This is a genomic window from Pontibacter sp. MBLB2868 (genome assembly GCF_051904785.1).
GTDB lineage: Bacteria > Bacteroidota > Bacteroidia > Cytophagales > Hymenobacteraceae > Pontibacter.
Map to the genome: position 1 here is coordinate 26,084 of NZ_CP196710.1, position 19,744 is coordinate 45,827.

Consider the following 19,744-nt stretch of genomic DNA (forward strand, 5'->3'; position numbering starts at 1 on the left):
ATCTAACCAAGAATTACACCTTGCCATGACAAACTATCAAGTAAGCACAAACGAAGAGTACCAGGAAGCATATAAGCGCAGCGTAGAGGACCCGGAAGGGTTCTGGGCTGACGTTGCCGATACCTTTACCTGGCGGAAGAAGTGGGATAAGGTACTGGAGTGGAATTTTGAGGAGCCAAACGTGAAATGGTTCCAGGGCGGTAAAATGAATATCACCGAGAACTGCCTGGACCGCCACCTGAAAACCCGCGGCAACAAACTAGCCCTGATCTGGGAGCCGAACGACCCGAAAGAGCGCTTTATGCGCCTGACCTACCGTGAATTGCACGAGCGTGTGTGCCAGTTTGCCAATGTGCTCAAGAAGAACGGAGCCAGGAAAGGTGACCGCATCTGTATCTACATGCCGATGATCCCGGAGCTGGCGATTGCCGTATTGGCCTGTGCCCGCATCGGCGCCATTCACTCGGTGGTGTTTGCCGGTTTCTCGGCTGTGGCTATGGCTGATCGTATCCAGGATGCGCAGTGTAGTATGGTGCTGACATCCGATGGTCTAAACCGCGGAGCCAAGCAGATCCCGGTGAAGCGTGTGGTGGATGAGGCGCTGGAAACATGTCCATCGGTAGAGAAAGTGATTGTAGTAGAGCGCCTGGGCTGGGCCGTGAACATGGTGGAAGGGCGCGATGTATGGTACCACGAGGAGGTAAAAACTGTAGGAAAAGACTGCCCTGCCGAGGAGATGGATGCCGAGGATATGCTCTTTATACTTTATACCTCAGGATCCACGGGCAAGCCGAAGGGCGTGGTGCATACCTGCGGCGGCTACATGGTGTACGCCCAGTATAGCTTCTGCAACGTGTTCCAGTACCAGGAGAGCGACGTGTACTGGTGTACGGCGGATATTGGCTGGATCACGGGCCATACCTACCTGGTATACGGTCCGCTGCTGGCCGGTGCCACTACTCTAATGTTTGAGGGCGTGCCTACTTACCCGGACATGGGCCGGTTCTGGCAGGTGTGCGATAAGTTTGGTGTAACGATCTTCTACACGGCTCCAACTGCTATCCGCGCACTAATGGCAGGCGATATTGATAACGTACTGTCTTACAGTTTAGACTCGCTGCGGGTGCTGGGCTCTGTGGGAGAACCGATAAACGAGGAGGCCTGGCACTGGTACCACATCCATGTGGGCAAAGAGGATTGTCCGGTAGTAGATACCTGGTGGCAGACGGAGACAGGCGGTATCATGATTTCTACGCTGGCAGGCGTAACGCCAATGAAGCCAAGCCATGCCGGCCTGCCGCTGCCGGGCATACAGCCAATATTGGTCGATAGTGATGGCAAGGAAATAAAAGAAAACGGAGTGGAAGGCTACCTGTGCGTGAAGTTCCCGTGGCCAAGTATGATCCGCACCACCTACGGGGATCATGAGCGTGCCCGCCTCAGCTACTTCTCGACTTACAAGGGCTTATACTTTACAGGCGACGGTGCCAAGCGCGACGAGAATGGCCTGTACCGAATCATTGGCCGTGTGGATGATGTGATCAACGTGTCAGGGCACCGCTTCGGAACAGCAGAGATCGAGGAAGCCATTAACCACAACGAGCACGTAATTGAGTCGGCTGTAGTGGGATATCCGCACGATGTGAAAGGACAGGGCATCTACGCTTTTGTTATTTTGAAAGACAGACCGGAGCGGGAGGATTGGTTGCGCGCCGAAATTATTGAAACAGTAGTGGAGAAGATCGGTAAAATTGCAAAGCCAGACAAGATTCAGATTGTGAGCGGTTTGCCGAAAACCCGATCAGGCAAGATCATGCGCCGCATCCTGCGCAAAGTAGCTGAAGGCGATACCTCCAATCTAGGCGATACTTCCACGCTGCTGGACCCAACCGTAGTAGACGACATAAAAGCCGGAGCCTTATAAACAGAAAGTTAGTTTAGATGTTCTAAAGCCCTGTAGCCACTGCTGCAGGGCTTTTTTGTGCCTGCCAGATGCTTGAATGAAACTTGCATGTTGCAGTCTTGGCAGTACCGGGTCCAACCACCCCTGCCCCTCCTTGTTTAAGGAGGGGAGTCTGTAATAGCCGCTGCTAAAGTTTAAATTGTATAGCTGCCGGTATGGTGCGGACAGGTCGCAAACTGTCGGCGCAGGTTTAAATCCCCTCCTCCTCCGAGGGGGAGCTGAAGTTCCGTCAGTATAGGCTATCGAGCTGATCCCAGTCGTTGGGTTGAGCGCCTTGTGAGATCCGGTGCCGCTTTAGCGGCAGCCGTAGCGCAGCGGAGGCAGGAGGGAACACAGCGCGATGCCCGAGGACGAGCCCTCCCGGGCTTGAGGGAGCCAAGGCAAGAGATGAAACTATGGGTGTATTAGACTGAGGATGAAAGGCAAATATAAAGTATAGCCAAGTGTGAAGCTAGGATCAGCAGTAGCTATAAAGTATAGCCAATGCTTAAGACACTTTTTACAAATCAAAGGATACCAAACCACCACTTGCACTACAACAAGAAAATACTTAACTTCAACAAGCTAAATACAACCCGTATGAAACCTGCCAACGCCATACAAGAGCGTGTATCTGAGTTCCTGAAGCAGTACCCGCCATTCAACCTGATAGCGTCGGAAGAGCTGCGGGGGCTGGCGGGGCAGGTGCGGGTCATGTACCTGGAGCCGGAGCAGGTACTGTTTAAACAAAGTGATACCCCGCACGATGTGTTTTACCTGGTGAGGCAGGGCTCTGTGCGCCTGGAGCAGGGGCCGGAGGAGGCAAAACGGCTGGTGGATGTATGCGACGAAGGCGATGTGTTCGGGGCGCGTGCCCTGATCGCGAAAAAAGACTATTCCTCTACCGCCACTGCCGCAGAAGAGACATTGGTGTACGGCATTCCGATAGATTTATTTGAGCCGATCCTGCATCATAACCCGGAGGTGGCACTCTACTTTGCCGCTGGCTTTGCCGCCGGTTCTCAGGTTCAGCAGGGGAGCATGCAGGAAACAAACCAGGCGCGCCGCGGTCTTGGTTCCTATACTTCAACGCAGGCGCTACACCTCGAGGATGTGCTCACCCTGGATACCAGCCGCAATAAAGTTACCTGCACCGGCCAAACCTCCATCCGGCTGGCAGCGCAGATCATGAGCGACAAAGACTCCAGCTTTATCCTGGTGGTAGATGCGCAGGAGCACCCCATCGGCATCCTGACCGATACAGATCTAAGAAAACAAGTGGTGGCGGGCCATCTGAGTATTGACGATCCGGTAACGGAGGTGATGTCTTCCCCGGTGATCAGTATACAGCCCAATCCGCACATGGCGGAGGCGCTGCTCCTGATGATGCACAAGCGCGTAAAACACCTTTGCGTGACCGCCGACGGCACCATCAATACTCCTGTAGTAGGAGTGCTTACGGAACACCACCTGTTGCTGGCGCAGGGCAATAACCCGGCTGTGCTGGTGCAGGAAATACGGGAGACGCAGAATATTGACAATTTACCCGCCATCCGCAACCGCGCAGAGGAGCTGTTGCAGAAGTACCTGGAGCAGGAGGTGAACATCGCCTTTATCGCCAACATCATCACCGAAGTAAACGATGCGCTGGTGGTGCGGGCGCTGCAGCATGCCGAAAGTATACTAGGCGAACCGCCTTTGCACTACTGCTGGCTCTCAATCGGGAGCGAAGGCCGTGAAGAGCAACTGCTGCGAACCGATCAGGACAATGCGCTGGTGTTTGAGGATGCACATGCCGCCGAGGAGAAAGAAGCACAGGCATACTTTGTGAAGCTGGCGGCGCAGGTAAATGAAGTGCTGGTAAAGTGCGGGTTTGAACGCTGCCCGGCCGACATGATGGCCAGCAACCCGAAATGGTGCCAGCCGCTGCATATCTGGAAGCAATATTTCCACGACTGGATACACGAACCCACCGAAGAGGCATTGCTAAACGCCAGTATTTTCTTTGACTACCGCCCGGTGTACGGCGACTTTAGCCTGGCTGAGAAGCTGACGGATTATATTTACGAGCATATTCAACAGGAACATGTTTTCCTTCCTTACCTGGCCAAACATGCGCTGCAGAGTCCGCCGCCGCTCAGCTTTTTCCGCAACTTTATTGTGGAGCGTGGCGGGGAGCACAAAGACCAGTTCGATATAAAGTTGCGTGCCATGGTTCCGCTTGTGGACGCAGCCCGCGTGCTGACGCTGGACAACCGCGTGACCGGGGAGAACAACACTTTTAAGCGTTTTGAAAAGCTGGCTGTGCTGGAGCCGCAAAATGCCGCACTCTACCGCGATGCTGCCATGGCCTACGAAATCATGATGCGCCACCGCGCCCTCAGCGGCCTGCGAAACAATAACACCGGGCGCTACATCAATCCGTCTGAGCTCAACAAACTGGAGCGGCAGACGCTGCGCAACACCTTCAAGCCTATCAGCGATGTACAGGAACTGCTGCAGGTGCGCTTTCAACTAAACTACCTGGGCTGATGCGGGGCTGGCTCAAAGAACTGCTGTCGGGCAAACCCCTGGCTGAGGCGCATGATCCCCCTTTCTGGAAAGCGTACATCCAGTGCATAAACAGCCAGCCTCCTTCCGAAACTGCCCTAAACGGGGCTGAGTTCGTTGTTTTTGATACCGAAACAACAGGCCTGGATGAGAAACAGGACAAGGTGCTTTCTATTGGGGCCGTGAAGGTGCGGGGCGGGCAGGTGCTGGTGCAGGACAGTTTCGAGTTTGTGGTGCGGCAGGAAATAGCAGCGGGAAACAAAAGCGCAGAGGTGCACGGCTTGCTGCGTCAGGAAGTGGGGCAGGGGGTACCGGAGCCGGAGGTACTCGAGCGTTTTCTCTCTTTCATCGGGAACGCCATTCTGGTCGGCCACCACGTAGCGTTTGATGTGGAGATGGTGAACGGGATGATCCGGAGAAGCGGCATCAGCGGCAAACTGCACAACAAAACGGCAGACACAGCGCACCTGGCCAAACGCCTGGAGCCCCGCCACCACTCCCCGGACAGCTTCAGCCGGTCAGATTATACGTTGGATGCGCTTATCTGCAAGTATAAACTCCCCACAGAGTCCCGCCACACCGCTGCCGGCGATGCCTTTATCACGGCCATACTTCTGCTGAAGCTTTTAGCTCAGGCGAAAAAAAGAGGAATTGAGACGGTGGGGGAGTTGGTGAGGTAGGAAGTATTTTGGTTAAGATGAGCTATTCCGTTTATCTGCCTATATTGGAAGGAATACCGAATAGAATTCCGTTTATACTCTAGTTTTGTGGTGTTTAAATTATGAAGAAGTATAAATTGATAGAAATTAAGGAATATGAAAAAATGCTTGAAGAGATTTCTGTATCTGAGAGCATCGAGCTTAATAACTATGATTTACTTCTCTATGGTGGGGGTGGACAGAGCAAAAAGTTTTACAAAAATCTTCAGCAAAATTTAGATTGTCAAGTTCTTTGGACTGGTTGGTCTGGACCAAATTGGTCTGCCATATTCTCTTTCATACCTGGACAAGCTGGACTTATCAAGATTTTAAATCAGCAAGCCTTTAAAGAGCTTTACTATGAACTGGCAGCATATAGTGTTTCAGAAGTATTATATGTTCCTAAATTATTGACACCTGAAATCATAAATGAAGTAAGAAAGAAGACTTGGAGAACTAAGTTTGAATTGTTCATTGACAAGGCTCCTGAATCATTCCTATTGACTTCTGAAGCTGATGAAGCTCTTGACGAAAAAGGAAAAGGAATGTACTTCTTTGACTATTGCTTCGGTAAGAAAGCTAGTAAAGTTTTGAAAGATATAATAGAGAGAAAAACAAACACACAACAAGACCTTTAGTGCATAAACGCACCATAGCAGAGCCGTTGTGTAGTATTTAAATCATGAAAGAAGTAGACTTTAAAGAGAACATAAACTGTATCAAAGAAACCGCTCAAGGTAGGTATAGGATAGTTCTTGACTTTGCTACAACAGGAATCCTCAAGTACTTGATTCGGGACAGCCATAAGTATATTTGGGTCCATAACCATACAACAGGAAGTGGATTTCAATGGCAGAAGTATAGTCTACCAATTAGAGAAGAAGTGCAGAATCTAAATGTTCTTGCCAAAGGACTAAAGTTTGACTTCATTCTGCCGACCGAAGAATTTAAGCCTTTAATGCCTGATTGGAAAGGTGGAATTAAATTGCTTCAAATAAACAAGCTGCCACCAGATTACTTAGACTTGGATAGGATTAAAGGAAATAGAAGGTATGAATTGCTCGAAAGTGAATGTGAATTTCTTTTTGAAGTGTTCATTCCATCGGCTACTGATTACGGAACATTGTTAAGTCCAGACAGGGCTTATCTTCAGTCGTTACTTGATAATTCAGAAATTGACTCGGAGAATCTTCCATAGGAGAAAGAAAACCACTACATAACCCAGCACATAAGCCAAGCTTTGGTTATACCTTGCTCGCCTTATGTACAAGCCATAGCCAGTAATTGTAAACAATGAAAAAATATTGTCTGATAATTATCTTCACTCTTCTCTACTGCATACATGGATATGCACAGCGAAAGCAAGCATCAGATATACAACGCTCAAAAGAAGACAACATACAGTCAGACAGCATCAATTTATCTCCAAACAGAGATTTTGAGAAAAAGGTGGGGCTAACACCAATTGACAAAACTGCAAACACTACTGAAGTCCGCTTTTATAAGCTGAATGAATTAAGCGGGACAAGGAATCTTATAATAATTGCTGTTAAAGACTCTGTGTGGACAGCAATAGAGTATGCCGAACATAATATGCCGGTTAAAATAAAAAAGTATAAGCTCAAAGCTGAACAAGGTCAGCTAAGTTCATTCATGAGAGTGCTTCTAAATCACAACTTGGCCTATTTGCCCAACCAAAAAGAGCTTGAGCCAAAGATGAAGAAGTATACTAAAACTGTAAGGGGGAGAGCAGAGCAGAAGATAATAGTATCAGATGGAGAAAGCTATACTGTGGAATTCAAGATTGGAGATAACTTCCGAATTTACAGATTTCATAACCCTGAAACCTATTCAGAATTCTACGACGATATGCAGGAATTGAAGGATTATGTCGCAATCGTTAGTTTATTTGGGAATCAACTAAAAAGAGAATAACTTCTGGCAACAAAGTCCCCGCCCTTGTTGGTGTTATCACCAACAAGCCTCTAATATTCCAGAACCTCACACCCGTACTTCAGCAACCCACAAATCTTGTCTTTGTGTCAGCAAAACAACCAGGCTAGTTCTGGACCTAAGTGCACGAAGCACCAGTTGCTGAACTCAAGTGGCGGTGTAGGTTAGAGGAAACAACATTCTTGTATCGTCGAAGTGCGAGCTGCAGGAAGAGGCCTTGCAACACTGCCGGAGCCTGCTGTGGTGAATGAAATATCAGCTGGGGTGTATAGATATAACCCTCCTGCTAAATATGTCACATACATAATTAGCAGGAGGGTTATATTTTCCTGTCAATCACATATCTTCACACATATTCTTTGATTGCTTTTACACAAAGAAAAGTTAAGTTGCTAAACAAATTTAGTACAGTTATGCGGAGACGTTTTTTTCTTAAAGCGCTTGTGTTTGTTGCTATTCCTCTAAAGGCAGTGTCTTTGGAGGTAATAAATTCGTTGGCTGTGGTTAGCGGCAATTTTAGAACTATCTATACCAACAGCAAGCTTAAAGGTGAGTTTTATAAGTTTCTGAAAAACGTTTTTAACTTATTTCCAGAAGATGATTTTCATAAACTAATATCAGAAACTACAAAGCAGAAGGTTTCTGACAAGGAAGTGTACCTTACGACTCAAGCAAAACTTGACGCTATAACCCCTTTTTTTTCTACGTTCAAGTATAAACTGCCGGCCCTCTTCAAACAGAAAGATGAGATGGCCAGACAAACGTCCGACCTGCTGGGAGAAGGTAGTATGTTTAATGGCTACCTTGAAGTAGGTTCCTCTGGAAGATACTTAGATTATCTGGAGGAAACCATGGATATACGGGGCAACAGGTACTATGCTGATGTGAAAGAACCGGGTTACTCTGTTACTGAAATGGTAGATCGGGGTCAGCTTAGCATAGGTGCGACCTACATACCCATGGCTGACTATCGCACTGATTTTGCCAGGGTTATTCCTAATGAAAGTCTTGACTTGGTTACGGTATACATCGGGTTCCATCATTGCCCTGTTGGTTCCAGGACAGCCTATATATCGGCAATCAGAAATACACTTCGTGTGGGTGGGAAGCTTATTTTAAGAGACCACGATTGCGATACAGATAACCAGAAAACATTGGTAGCGCTGGCACACGATGTGTTTAACCTGGGTACCAATGAAACGTGGGAGTATAACAGTAAAGAAGTCAGGAATTTTTACTCATTAGATTTTATCTGCGACTTTGTTGAGAAAGTGGGATTCAAGTTTGAAAAACGTACGCTTTTCCAAAAAGGGGATCCTACCAAAAATGCCCTCATGATGTTTACAAAAGTCTGAATAGCACCCTTATTGTAAATGAAAAGACTTAAACTCTTAACCCTTTTCCTGCTCAGGAAATTGTTAGCTCTTTTAACAGCAATATTCACATACTTAAAACGCGGCTTCAAGTGCATCAACCGTAAAAAGCGGTATGCCATACCGTTCTATAGTTTTATGGGATATGTGCTGTTTGTCTTCATTTTGGTTAAAACATCAGGTGATTCCTCATTTAAGAGGACATTAGAGAATAAAAGAATAAACGATGTTACTTCCATCAATTCTATCCAAGTCAATAAAGTAGTTAAGCCACATACTAACAAGGAGATAATAAAGGCAATTCAAACAACTTCAGGCCCCATCTCAATCGGTGGTGGAAAGTATAGTATGGGAGGGCAGACTAGCTATGAAAATAGTCTGCACATTGACACTAGAGAATTCAATCGGATTATTGCGCTAGATACGGTTAAGAAGCAGGTTACTGTACAGCCGGGTATAACCTGGCGCGATTTGCAGGAAGCCATTGACCCATATAACCTGTCTGTAAAGATTATGCAGACCTATGCCAATTTCACGGTGGGAGGTTCTGTATCGGTTAACTGCCATGGCAGGTATGTGGGGCATGGGCCTATTGTGTCTTCTGTTATTGCCTTAAAACTAATAGCAGCAGATGGCAAGATAATATCTGCAAGTCGTGAGGAAAATGTGGATGTTTTTAAAGCCGTTATTGGTGGCTATGGCGGATTAGGTGTGATAGCTGAGGTTACGCTGCAGTTAGTTGATAATGTAAAAGTGGAGCGTCAAACCGAACTTGTTAAACCGAAGGATTATGCTGCTTTTTTCCGCAAGAATATACTTAATGATGCAGATGTTATTTTTCAGAACGGGGACTTGTATCCACCTGCTTTTGATGTGATAAATAGCGTTGCCTGGAAGAGAACAGATAAGAAGTTAACAGACACAGCTCGTTTTACACCAAGAGATGAGAATTATTGGCTAGAGCGTAATTTGGTTGAGTTTGTGTCTTGGGGAGATTTTGGCAAATGGATGCGTAGCAGTGTTTTAGATCCTTTGTATTATAGTTCCGATAAAGTAACCTGGAGAAACAAGGAGGCCAGTTACAACGTGAATGAACTCGAGCCTAAATCACGGGAGGAGCAGACGTATGTTCTACAGGAATACTTTATACCGGTTGCGAACATAGGTTCTTTCATTCCTAAAATGAAAGCGGTTTTCGAAAAGTACGACGTCAATGTTATCAATGTATCGCTCAGGCATGCTTACCCTGATAAGGAGACCTTTTTGACTTGGGCTCCTGAGGAAGTTTTTGCCTTTGTGATCTACTATAAGCAAGGCACAGATATTACATCAAAGGAGGAGGTTAGGGAATGGACCATTGAGATGACAGATGCTATCCTGAGCGAAAAAGGAGCCTGGTATCTGCCCTATCAGCCACATGCAACCACTGCCCAATTTGAGAAAGCCTATCCCAATTCAGTTAAATACTTTGAGGTTAAAAACACACTCGACCCATCTCATCGATTTACAAATAAGCTGTTGGATAAGTATAATCCCTATGCAAGGAATACGAGTGCCAAAGAAAGAGAGAGAATAAAGGGCTACTACAGAGCCGAAGAGCAAACCATATTAACGGTGCCTGAGTGGTACCTTGTCTTTAACCCAAAGGAATACGCTGACTACTTGGAGGCAGGAAATAATCCTTCGGATTTCCCATTTTATGCATCCATCAATGAATACTGGAAGCTATATGACCGGTCAATGAAGCTGGTATCCCAGGCATATCCAGAAAATGAGGAGTACAAGACAATGCTTCAGGTAATCGGGATAAGTGTAACTATGGAGTACGCCGGCAAGCTGCTTTACGAGAACACTATAGGCAGGGCTTTCGGGTGGTTCTCCAACGGCACAGCATCCGACGAAGAGAAAACTATTATTGAGGCGCAAAGGGCGTACAGCGATTTTATCTATGACACCGCCTGGTATGAATTTGAGTTTATGCCCTGGGTAAATAAAATATGGACCATTTCTGACACATCTGACGCAAGTTTGCTTAGAAAATGGGAGCGTAAATTGTTTTTTACTTTTGAGTTTACTCTAAAAGCAGGCTATTCAAAATTAATTGAGTGGGGTGCAAAGAGTAGTTATGAAGCCCCGGTTGAAGAAATTTATTTAACTGTTGTTAAAGTGGCACCTGTACAAATAAACGGTATTAAGGTTATAAAAGAGCAGCAGCAAAATAAAATAGTAAGTATACCACGCTGGGGAACATTTACCAAAACACTTTTACAGGCAGCTGACAGCGACCTGATAATTAGTGAAATAGGAGGGAATGATGAAATAGCAGTGTCTGTGCTTGCAAGCAAATCAGCAGACATCAATTTTGATCATGCAGATAAGTTATATGTGTCAGAGCTTGTAACAAGCCAGCAGAAACATCGGATTGTGTATCTGCTGCCAGTAAGCGATTTAATGGCTTTTATCAGGTATGGTCAGAATATGGGAATTGAAGTAGAACATATTTATGACTACTAAAGGAGGACATTGGGCTTGTTTATACTTTGTTCATCTGTAGCACCGGTTTCGGGAATAGAATATTATGCTCCTATCTTTGCACAAGAAATAAAAAGCTATGATCGACGAAACACATAACCCCTGGACTACCCTTTCCAGCAAAGATATCTACCAGAACCCGTGGATAAAGGTGCGTGAGGACCAGGTGCTGAACCCGGGAGGCGGCGAGGGTATCTACGGCGTGGTGAGCATGAAAAACAAGGCCATCGGCATTATTCCCATTGATGACGAGGGCTATACTTACCTGATCGGGCAGTACCGCTACCCGCTTAACGAGTATAGCTGGGAGATTCCGATGGGTGGCGGACTGGTAGAAAATGACATACTGGAATCGGCTAAGCGGGAGTTACAGGAGGAAACAGGCTTTACTGCTGCCAAATGGACCAATATCTGCCGCCTGCATACATCCAACTCCGTAACCGACGAAGAAGGATTTGTTTTTCTGGCGCAGGAGCTTACCGCCGGTGATACAGCATTTGAGGAAACGGAGGAGCTGCATATAAAACGTGTGCCCTTTAAAGAAGCTGTACGCATGGCCATGAATAACGAGATAACAGATGCCATTAGCGTTGCAGGCATACTTAAAGCACATCTCATGCTTCAGGGGCAGGGTAAATAATTAATTAAAAAGGCGTACACTTTCGTTCGCTACCAGGTGAAAATAGGGGCAGAAGCCTAACCGGTTATTAAGTTAAAATACTCCCCGGCACCATACCATGTTAAAGTGTTGCGCGTTGTTGAATTATTCTGTTGAAGTGGCAGTTCTACAATAAAGGATAATTCTTACATTTGGATGCATGAAAGCCATTAAATACCTGTATCATAGAATCTATACAACCTGGTGCGTCACGTGGTTTGTTTTACCATTTGTTGTAACGTATCCGGTGCAGGCACTTCTGATCAAGAAAGAGCAGTGGTACAGGCATGTGCATGGTATAAACAGGTTGTGGTCTACCATTTTCCTTCGCATGTTCCTGACGCCTTTGATAGTGGAATGGCGTATGAAATTTGACCCGAGGCAGCGGTATATTTTCACTCCCAACCACAGTTCCTATCTCGATATTCCGATGATGCTGCATACCATCCCCGGATTTCTTAACTTTGTAGGTAAAAGCTCCTTGGCAAAAGTGCCGCTTTGGGGTAAGGTTTATGATAAGCTCTATATTTCCGTTGACCGGAAGAACGCTTTAAGTAGTGCTAAGAGCTATATAAAGTCGGTTAAAACGCTTGAAAAAGGCCGTAACCTGGTTATTTTTCCGGAAGGAACGATACCGCCGACTGCAGGAGAACAATTGCTATCCTTTAAAGATGGCCCCTTTAAACTGGCCATAGAAAAGCAATTGCCCGTAGTGCCTGTTACAATGCCATATAACCAGCACTTTCTGCCGGACCTTAACGGCAAGCTCAAAGTGCGCTGGCATCCGCTCAAGATCGTGATCCATGAGCCGATCCAGACAAAAGGAATGACCTTGGCGGACCTGCCATTATTGAAGGAGCAGGTTTTTAATGTAATACAAACAGAGATAACGAAACATAAAGAGACATATGTCAACGGATATTCAAACTATCAGAAAATTAGCACACTTATCAAGGCTGGAGTTTAACGAGGAGAAGGAGCAGGAAATGCTGCAGGACCTGAACAAAATATTGAATTGGGTAGACAAGCTGCGTGAACTGGACACCGAAAGTATTGAGCCGCTAACGCATATGTCGGAAGAGCTGAACGTATTTCGTGAGGATGTGGCCCGCAATACAGTTACCCACGAAGAAGCATTACTGAACGCTCCTAAAAAAGACTCAGATTATTTCCGGGTACCAAAAGTACTGGAGTAATCCGCTGATTTATATATGAATAAAATCAAATTCTGGAGAAGCTGGGATACTGATATTAAGTATCCCTATCTTTTTTTACTCCTGTTATGCGTCGTGGCGCTTTTGTTGGGCGTATTCCATTACTTTACAGGAGAAGGATATGCTTTTGACTGGGATAAATTAACCGACCTGCAGGTGGTGCCCGTGCCGGTGCATGAGGTAACGCGGCTGTTGGAAAATTTTACCCTTTCAGCCGAAGGGTACCTTATCTTTGAGCAATATGATGTTGCCCTGCCCACAGTAAATACCACAGCTGCCACGCTGCTGATTGGTATACTGGGGCTCTGCGTCGCGTTCTATACAGCTGCCATCAGCACCATGAAGCAGCTGTCCTACTTTGGCGGCATGCTGCTGTTAATGCTTTTCCTGGCTACGTTTAATTTTGACCTGCTTAGTATTTTCGGCAATGGTGCCAGCCAGACCACACTTCTGGTAAGCATTGCGCTGTTAGCAATAAGCAGTTATGCATTTCAGGCTTTCTGGCCCCAGACCCGCTTTGCACTGCGCATAGTAGTAATGATGGGCGTGGTGGCCACGTTAGCCCTGCTGATCTATAGCGAGGCCGAGTTTCCGGCCAGACTCATCACCCTGCATCTGGTAAACTATAGCAGCATTGGTGTGCTTATAGCCACTGTACTGTTTATGCTGTGGGTGTCCTATGAAAACGTAAACGCCCTTCTCTGGATCAATACACAGGCAAAGACACCAGAAAAGCGCTTTGGCTTGTGGCAGTTTGTGCTGGTAAGTACTTTATACCTGGTAAACCTGTTGCTGCTTTACCTGCGCCACATTGGCTACCTGAAGGCAGACCTGTTTTATATAAACGGGTACTTTATTTTCATACTGTCAGTAATAGCAGGCTTTTGGGGGATGCGCCAACGGGAGGCTTATTACAAGCGCCTTTTCCTGTTTAAACCAGCGGGTGCTGTACTATACCTGGTTTTTGCCACTATGGCATTTTTAAGCATCGGGTACGCTTTTGCAACTGCAAACGACCCGCTTACGGTGCTATTTCACGATCTGATCGTATACACCCATCTTGCCTTTGGTTTTGGCTTCTTACTATACATCCTGATCAATTATGCTACACTGCTGCAGCAGCGCCTGCCAGTGTATAAGGTAGTATATGAGCCAAAGCGTTTCTCGCTCTTCTCCTTTTTCCTGATGAGCCTGATGATCTGCACCATACTTGTTATGCGAACCCAGTATCGCTCCTACTTTTATGCGCAGGGTGGCTATTACAACTACTTAGGCGATCTTTACTCCGCATCAGGTAATCCTATACTGGCACAGCGGTTTTATGAGGAAAGCGATCTGTTTGATGTGAATAACGTGAAGGCAAACTACAACCTTGCCTCCATTTACAGGCAGAAAAACCAACGCAATAGCGAGATTCTGCACCTGAAAGAGGCGCTGGAGAAGCGTCCGAGCCCGAAGCTTTACATCAGGTTAGCTAATTTGTATGATGAGAAGCAGTACTTCTTCGAGAAGATGTATGTGCTGCAGGAGGGAATCGCTAAATTTCCGGAGAGCGCCGAGATATATAATAACCTGGCCCTGATGTATGCCGCAACAAGCGTGCAGGACAGTACTGACTATTATTTTAACCTGGCGCAGAAGTATACCTCCGACGAGGATTTTATAGAAAGCAACAGGCTGGCTTTCTACACGCGCCAGGCAATGCTGGACCCCGCGAAGCAGTTGCTTGGCGAGAGCCGCAAAGGGAAGTACAAGACACTCAGAAGTAATGCCGCAGCTCTGCGTCAGTTGCTTGGCCTGGATCCAGGCGATAAGGAAGCCTTTATGCCCGACTCACTGGGCGCTATAGAAGACCTTACGCTGTTTTATAACCAGACCATTAGCAGGCTAAATGAAGGAGATACCTCCAGGCTTGCCCCTATAAACCGTTACCTGTCTAATCCCGGCAATCAGTTGTTTTTCGAGGATCTGCTCTATCTGAAAGGACTGGTGCACCATTATAACGGGCGCGTTAAAGAAGGCAGAACTATACTGGAGAACCTGGCACTGCAGGCTGAATCCCGCGGGGGGTACTATTACAATGTGCTGGGCCAGTGGATGCTGGAAGAAAATAACTATAAAGCTGCCGCTGCTTATTTTAAGCTTGCCAAAGACAGGGGCAACAAGCAGGCATACTTGTCGGAAGGATACGCAATGGCTCTTGCCAACCAGCCACAACAGGCTGTGGAAGCACTGCAGGAAGTAGGCTTTACAGAAAACGAGGCTGCAATTGCTGTGGCTCAGGACCTGATTGCTGTACTGCAGCAGGACGTACAAACGGTGATCACTCAGGCACCTGACAAAGAGAAAGTGCAGTACCTGCTAACCAACCTGCCCCAGCTGAACGAAGAAAACGTGGATGCCCTGGTGCAGGCTGTGCAGGATAAGGAGTTGAAGCGCCGTGCATTACTGGCACGGGTAGATTACATGATGGCTAATAAACGATGGAAGGCTGCTTATGATGCCATTCAGAACGCTTCTTCTAAGTTACAGGCCGAGGGAGAGTTAAGGTCAGCCCTTAACCTGAACCAGCTAAAGGTTTGGCTGTACACCGAAAATTATGATGCCTTACTGAATAAGATGGATCAGCTATACCTTACTGACCGTGATAAACGGCAAAGGTTATACTTTAAAGCCAGAATAGCTGAGGCCAGAGGACGTAACGAAGAGGCAGCTGCCAGGTATGAGCAGGCACTTGCTATGCTGCTCTACGATGAGGAAGTTGTGTTGTCGGCTGCCCGGTTCTTTGACGTATATAAGCCAAAAGAGGAGAAAGCTTATAATATACTTTTGAGCGGCATTACCTATAATCCGTACTCTGCAGAACTATATAAAGCCTATGCGCTTGAGAGCGTGGATCAGGGTTTATACTCGTACGCAGAACAGGCTCAGCAGACACTCCAAAGTTTGCTTCCTGCAACGGAATATAGTATATTTATAAAGAAATTAGACAAAAAGCGCCAGGAGGTTGAGACACGTGCTGACAACTGGCAACTCTGAAAAAAGGCAGTATGAGCGTTATCATTGAAACACACGATATCTCCAAAGTGTACCGTATGGGAGCGGAGACTATCCATGCCCTGAAATCTGTATCTATCAAGATCAGCAAAGGGGAGTATGTAGCCTTTATGGGGCCATCAGGTTCAGGTAAGTCTACTCTCATGAATATTATCGGCTGCCTGGATACACCTACAGGCGGACAGTACATTCTGAATGGCCAGGATGTAAGCAATATGAGCGATAACGAACTGGCAGAGGTACGGAATAAGGAAATCGGGTTTGTGTTTCAGACCTTTAACCTGCTACCGCGGCAATCTTCACTGGATAATGTAGCCTTGCCGCTGATCTATGCGGGCTATAGCAAAAGTGACCGGGAAGAGAAGGCGCAGGGGGTGCTGGAAAGCGTAGGGCTGGGCAACCGTAGCAAACATAAACCGAATGAGCTATCAGGAGGGCAGCGCCAGCGTGTTGCTATTGCACGGGCCCTGGTAAATGACCCAAGTATCATATTGGCCGACGAACCGACAGGTAACCTTGACACCAAGACTTCTTATGAGATCATGGAGCTTTTCGAGAACCTGCACGCCAAAGGGAACACCATTATCATGGTGACTCACGAAGAAGACATTGCCCGCTATGCTCACCGCATCGTGCGGCTGCGCGATGGTCTCATCGAGTCGGATGTGATGAACGATGACATCGTGACAGCTTCCAAACTTCAGTCTGAGCATATTAACTAAATGAAAATCTATACTAAAACAGGCGACAAGGGGAACACTTCACTCATTGGAGGCACCCGTGTGGCTAAATCAGACCTTCGCATCGAGGCTTACGGCACGGTAGATGAACTCAACTCCTACATCGGCCTGGTGCGCGATCAGGAGGTGAATCAGGGGCGGATGGATATTTTAAAGGAGATCCAGGACAGGCTTTTTACTATCGGGGCCTTACTGGCAACTGACCCTGACAAATCTAAAATGAAGACCCCGGACCTGCACGAAGAAGATATCGTGTTGCTGGAAAAAGAAATTGACGACCTAACGGCCGAGGTTCCACCACTCAGGGCATTTATTTTACCGGGCGGACATCAGTCTGTTTCATTTTGCCATGTAGCCCGCTGTGTTTGCCGCAGGGCAGAGCGCCTGGCAATACGGTTGCAACAGGAGTCAGAGGTGGAGGAACTGGTAATAAAATATCTGAACAGACTTTCTGACTACTTGTTTGCACTTTGCCGTAAAATGACACAGGAATTGGGCGCTGAAGAAGTTATTTGGAAACCCCGTGTCTGACCTTTTACTTTTCGAAATCAATTAATCTTACTATGTCAGTGGATATGTTAACTATACCGGCGAAATGTGTTTCCGAATCACGCATTTCGGAGCTGGACTATAACAACATAGAATTCGGTAAAATCTTTTCAGACCACATGTTGGTTGTTGACTATAAGGATGGAGAGTGGCAGCAACCGCAGATCATGCCATATGGCAATATGTCGTTAAGTCCTGCCACGTCTGCCATCCATTATGGGCAATCCATCTTCGAAGGTATGAAAGCCTATAAAGATGCGAATGGCGATATATTGATGTTTCGTCCGCTTGACAACTTCAAGCGACTGAATATTTCAGCTGAGCGTATGTGTATGCCGGAAATACCCGAGGATATCTTTATGCAGGGGCTGGAGCAGCTGCTACGCCTGGATGCAGCATGGGTACCGCCAACTGACGGATGCGCATTATATATTCGTCCGTTCATGTTCGCAACCGATGATTTTATCGGTGTTCGTCCGTCATCAAACTATAGATTTACTGTTTTCACCTGCCCTGTAGGCGCCTATTATGGCATGCCGCTTAAGGTGGCAGTAGAGCCACACTATGTGCGGTCTGCGGAAGGTGGTGCAGGTTATGCCAAAGCAGCCGGGAACTATGGCGCAGCACTTCTTCCTGCCCGTAAAATGCAGGAAAGGGGGTATCACCAGTTAATATGGACGGATGCAAAAGAGCATAAGTACATAGAAGAATCTGGCACCATGAACCTGATGTTTGTGATAGACGGAAAATTAGTAACCCCACCTGCCAGTACAACTATACTTAAAGGCATCACACGTGATAGCGTTCTGACACTGGCCCGCGACATGGGTTATACTGTTGAGGAGCGAAAAATTGCGATTGATGAACTGGTAGAGGCTTACAAAGCAGGTAAACTGCAAGAGGCGTTTGGTACAGGAACTGCAGCCACTATTGCCCAGATAGCAACCATCCATTACGATGGACTAGATATGGAACTACCGGCTATCGAAGACCGTGAAATATCAAACAGGGTAGCGGTAGCGCTGGATAAGATCAAAACAGGTAAGGTGGAAGACATTCATAATTGGGTGTACCGCATCAGTCTGTAAGTATAAAACACTAAACCCCACAAATGACAACTGATCAATTAAAAGATTTAAAGGCCAGAGTAGAGGCTTTGAGGAGGTATCTTTGACTACGATGCCAAGAAAAAACAGGTAGAGGAGACCGAGCTGCAAACAACAGGTCCTCACTTCTGGGATGACCCTAAAGAAGCTGAGAAAATACTGAAAGAGATAAAGTCCGTGAAAGTATGGACGGATCATTACGAAGAAGTAGAAAAAGGCGTTTCTGACTTTGAGGTTCTGTTCGACTTTTATAAAGAAGGCGATGTATCGGAGGAGGATATCCAGAAGGAGTTCAAAAAAGCCGAGGAAGCTGTAGAGGGACTTGAGTTTAAACGTATGCTGAGCGGCGAAGAAGACCAGCTTAGCGCCATACTTGAGATCAACCCCGGTGCCGGTGGTACCGAGAGTCAGGACTGGGCCGAGATGCTGATGCGAATGTATATTATGTGGGCAGAATCGCATAATTACGGTGTAAAGCAACTGAACTATAATGCAGGTGAAGGGGCTGGTATAAAATCAGCGACCTTAGAGATCACAGGCGATTTTGCTTACGGCTACCTTAAATCAGAAATTGGGGTGCATCGTTTGGTGCGTATCTCACCGTTTGACTCCGGTGGTCGACGGCATACTTCATTTGCCTCTGTGTTTGCTTACCCGGTGGTAGATGATACCATACATATTGAGATCAACCCCAGTGATATTGAATGGGACACTTACCGTGCTGGTGGTGCAGGAGGGCAGAACGTAAATAAGGTCGAAACAGCGGTACGTTTACGCCACAAGCCTTCAGGTATTATCATTGAGTGCCAGATAGAACGTTCGCAGTTGATGAACAAAGAACACGCGCTACGTATGTTAAAGTCACGCCTCTACCAGATAGAGATGGAGAAGCAGAATGAGGAGCGGGACCGGATTGAAAGTACTAAAAAGAGAATTGATTTCGGTTCTCAGATACGCAATTACGTGTTGCACCCTTATAAGCTGATTAAAGACATTAGGACAGGTGTGGAGCGTTCAGATGTTCAAAAAGTGCTGGATGGTGACATAGATGAGTATATCAAAGCATTTTTAATGCAGGCATAAAAAACTTTATTACAGTTAAGCAGCAGGGGCTGCCACTATGAGTGGCAGCCCCTGCTGCTTTTAAAGGTTTTTCTATTTTGTACTCTTTAAAGAACATCTTAATGAGTGCATTAAATGAAGCCATTTATTATATCACCTTATTATAAAATTCTAACTGTTTATAAGAAATAAGCCTATAGACTTAAATTGAATTTTTTGTATAAATGGAATATATTAAATATATATAAATACTTGATATAAAGATATTTTAATATGTTTGCTTTGTTTTGATAAATGTAATTTGATTGTT

At 46.3% G+C, this 19,744-nt stretch carries 16 protein-coding genes; all 16 read left to right on the top strand.

Annotation, left to right across the window (positions count from 1 at the left end; translation table 11 throughout):
• Positions 1-25 precede the first annotated feature (25 nt).
• The 16 genes from acs to prfB all read left to right on the top strand — a co-directional run bounded on the left by acs (position 26) and on the right by prfB (position 19,455).
• A complete protein-coding gene (gene acs / locus ACSX1A_RS00105) occupies positions 26-1,924 on the top strand; it encodes an acetate--CoA ligase (protein WP_439883574.1) in 1,899 nt (632 codons plus the stop codon).
• Positions 1,925-2,446: 522 nt separating this feature from the next.
• Positions 2,447-4,474, top strand: a complete 2,028-nt coding sequence (locus ACSX1A_RS00110) for a DUF294 nucleotidyltransferase-like domain-containing protein (protein ID WP_439881565.1) — start codon at positions 2,447-2,449, stop codon at positions 4,472-4,474.
• Positions 4,474-5,172, top strand: coding sequence for a 3'-5' exonuclease (locus ACSX1A_RS00115; protein ID WP_439881566.1), 699 nt, complete (start codon positions 4,474-4,476; stop codon positions 5,170-5,172). The genes ACSX1A_RS00110 and ACSX1A_RS00115 overlap by 1 nt, the downstream gene beginning before the upstream one ends.
• A 101-nt stretch (positions 5,173-5,273) precedes the next feature.
• Complete coding sequence (locus tag ACSX1A_RS00120) at positions 5,274-5,828, top strand: hypothetical protein (protein WP_439881567.1); 555 nt, start codon at positions 5,274-5,276, stop codon at positions 5,826-5,828.
• Positions 5,829-5,872: 44 nt separating this feature from the next.
• The gene (locus ACSX1A_RS00125; RefSeq protein ID WP_439881568.1) at positions 5,873-6,388 is read left to right on the top strand and encodes a hypothetical protein; all 516 of its coding nucleotides are present in this window, start codon (positions 5,873-5,875) and stop codon (positions 6,386-6,388) included.
• Positions 6,389-6,483: 95 nt separating this feature from the next.
• Positions 6,484-7,125 (top strand): hypothetical protein, encoded by a 642-nt coding sequence (locus ACSX1A_RS00130; protein ID WP_439881569.1) that lies wholly within the window; start codon positions 6,484-6,486, stop codon positions 7,123-7,125.
• A 431-nt stretch (positions 7,126-7,556) separates the two neighbouring features.
• Positions 7,557-8,498, top strand: a complete 942-nt coding sequence (locus tag ACSX1A_RS00135) for a hypothetical protein (protein WP_439881570.1) — start codon at positions 7,557-7,559, stop codon at positions 8,496-8,498.
• An 18-nt stretch (positions 8,499-8,516) separates the two neighbouring features.
• Positions 8,517-11,030, top strand: a complete 2,514-nt coding sequence (locus tag ACSX1A_RS00140; RefSeq protein WP_439881571.1) for an FAD-binding oxidoreductase — start codon at positions 8,517-8,519, stop codon at positions 11,028-11,030.
• A gap of 97 nt (positions 11,031-11,127) precedes the next feature.
• Positions 11,128-11,688: an NUDIX domain-containing protein gene (locus tag ACSX1A_RS00145; RefSeq protein WP_439881572.1), complete on the top strand. Its 561-nt coding sequence runs from the start codon at positions 11,128-11,130 to the stop codon at positions 11,686-11,688.
• A 178-nt stretch (positions 11,689-11,866) separates the two neighbouring features.
• Positions 11,867-12,673 (top strand): lysophospholipid acyltransferase family protein, encoded by an 807-nt coding sequence (locus ACSX1A_RS00150; protein WP_439881573.1) that lies wholly within the window; start codon positions 11,867-11,869, stop codon positions 12,671-12,673.
• On the top strand, positions 12,615-12,902 hold the full coding sequence (gatC, locus tag ACSX1A_RS00155) for an Asp-tRNA(Asn)/Glu-tRNA(Gln) amidotransferase subunit GatC (RefSeq protein WP_439881574.1): 288 nt from the start codon (positions 12,615-12,617) through the stop codon (positions 12,900-12,902). The genes ACSX1A_RS00150 and gatC overlap by 59 nt, the downstream gene beginning before the upstream one ends.
• Before the next feature lie 15 nt (positions 12,903-12,917).
• Entirely contained in the window at positions 12,918-15,959 is a 3,042-nt protein-coding gene (locus ACSX1A_RS00160) for a tetratricopeptide repeat protein (RefSeq protein ID WP_439881575.1), read from the top strand.
• Positions 15,960-15,970: 11 nt separating this feature from the next.
• A complete protein-coding gene (locus tag ACSX1A_RS00165; protein ID WP_439881576.1) occupies positions 15,971-16,699 on the top strand; it encodes an ABC transporter ATP-binding protein in 729 nt (242 codons plus the stop codon).
• Complete coding sequence (locus tag ACSX1A_RS00170) at positions 16,700-17,248, top strand: cob(I)yrinic acid a,c-diamide adenosyltransferase (protein WP_439881577.1); 549 nt, start codon at positions 16,700-16,702, stop codon at positions 17,246-17,248. It abuts the gene before it with no gap.
• Positions 17,249-17,280: 32 nt separating this feature from the next.
• The gene (locus tag ACSX1A_RS00175; RefSeq protein WP_439881578.1) at positions 17,281-18,354 is read left to right on the top strand and encodes a branched-chain amino acid aminotransferase; all 1,074 of its coding nucleotides are present in this window, start codon (positions 17,281-17,283) and stop codon (positions 18,352-18,354) included.
• A 23-nt stretch (positions 18,355-18,377) separates the two neighbouring features.
• A protein-coding gene (gene prfB, locus ACSX1A_RS00180; RefSeq protein ID WP_439881579.1) for a peptide chain release factor 2 occupies positions 18,378-19,455 on the top strand; the annotation gives its coding sequence in 2 pieces (ribosomal slippage) (positions 18,378-18,437 and positions 18,439-19,455; 1,077 coding nt in all).
• Positions 19,456-19,744: the final 289 nt, after the last annotated feature.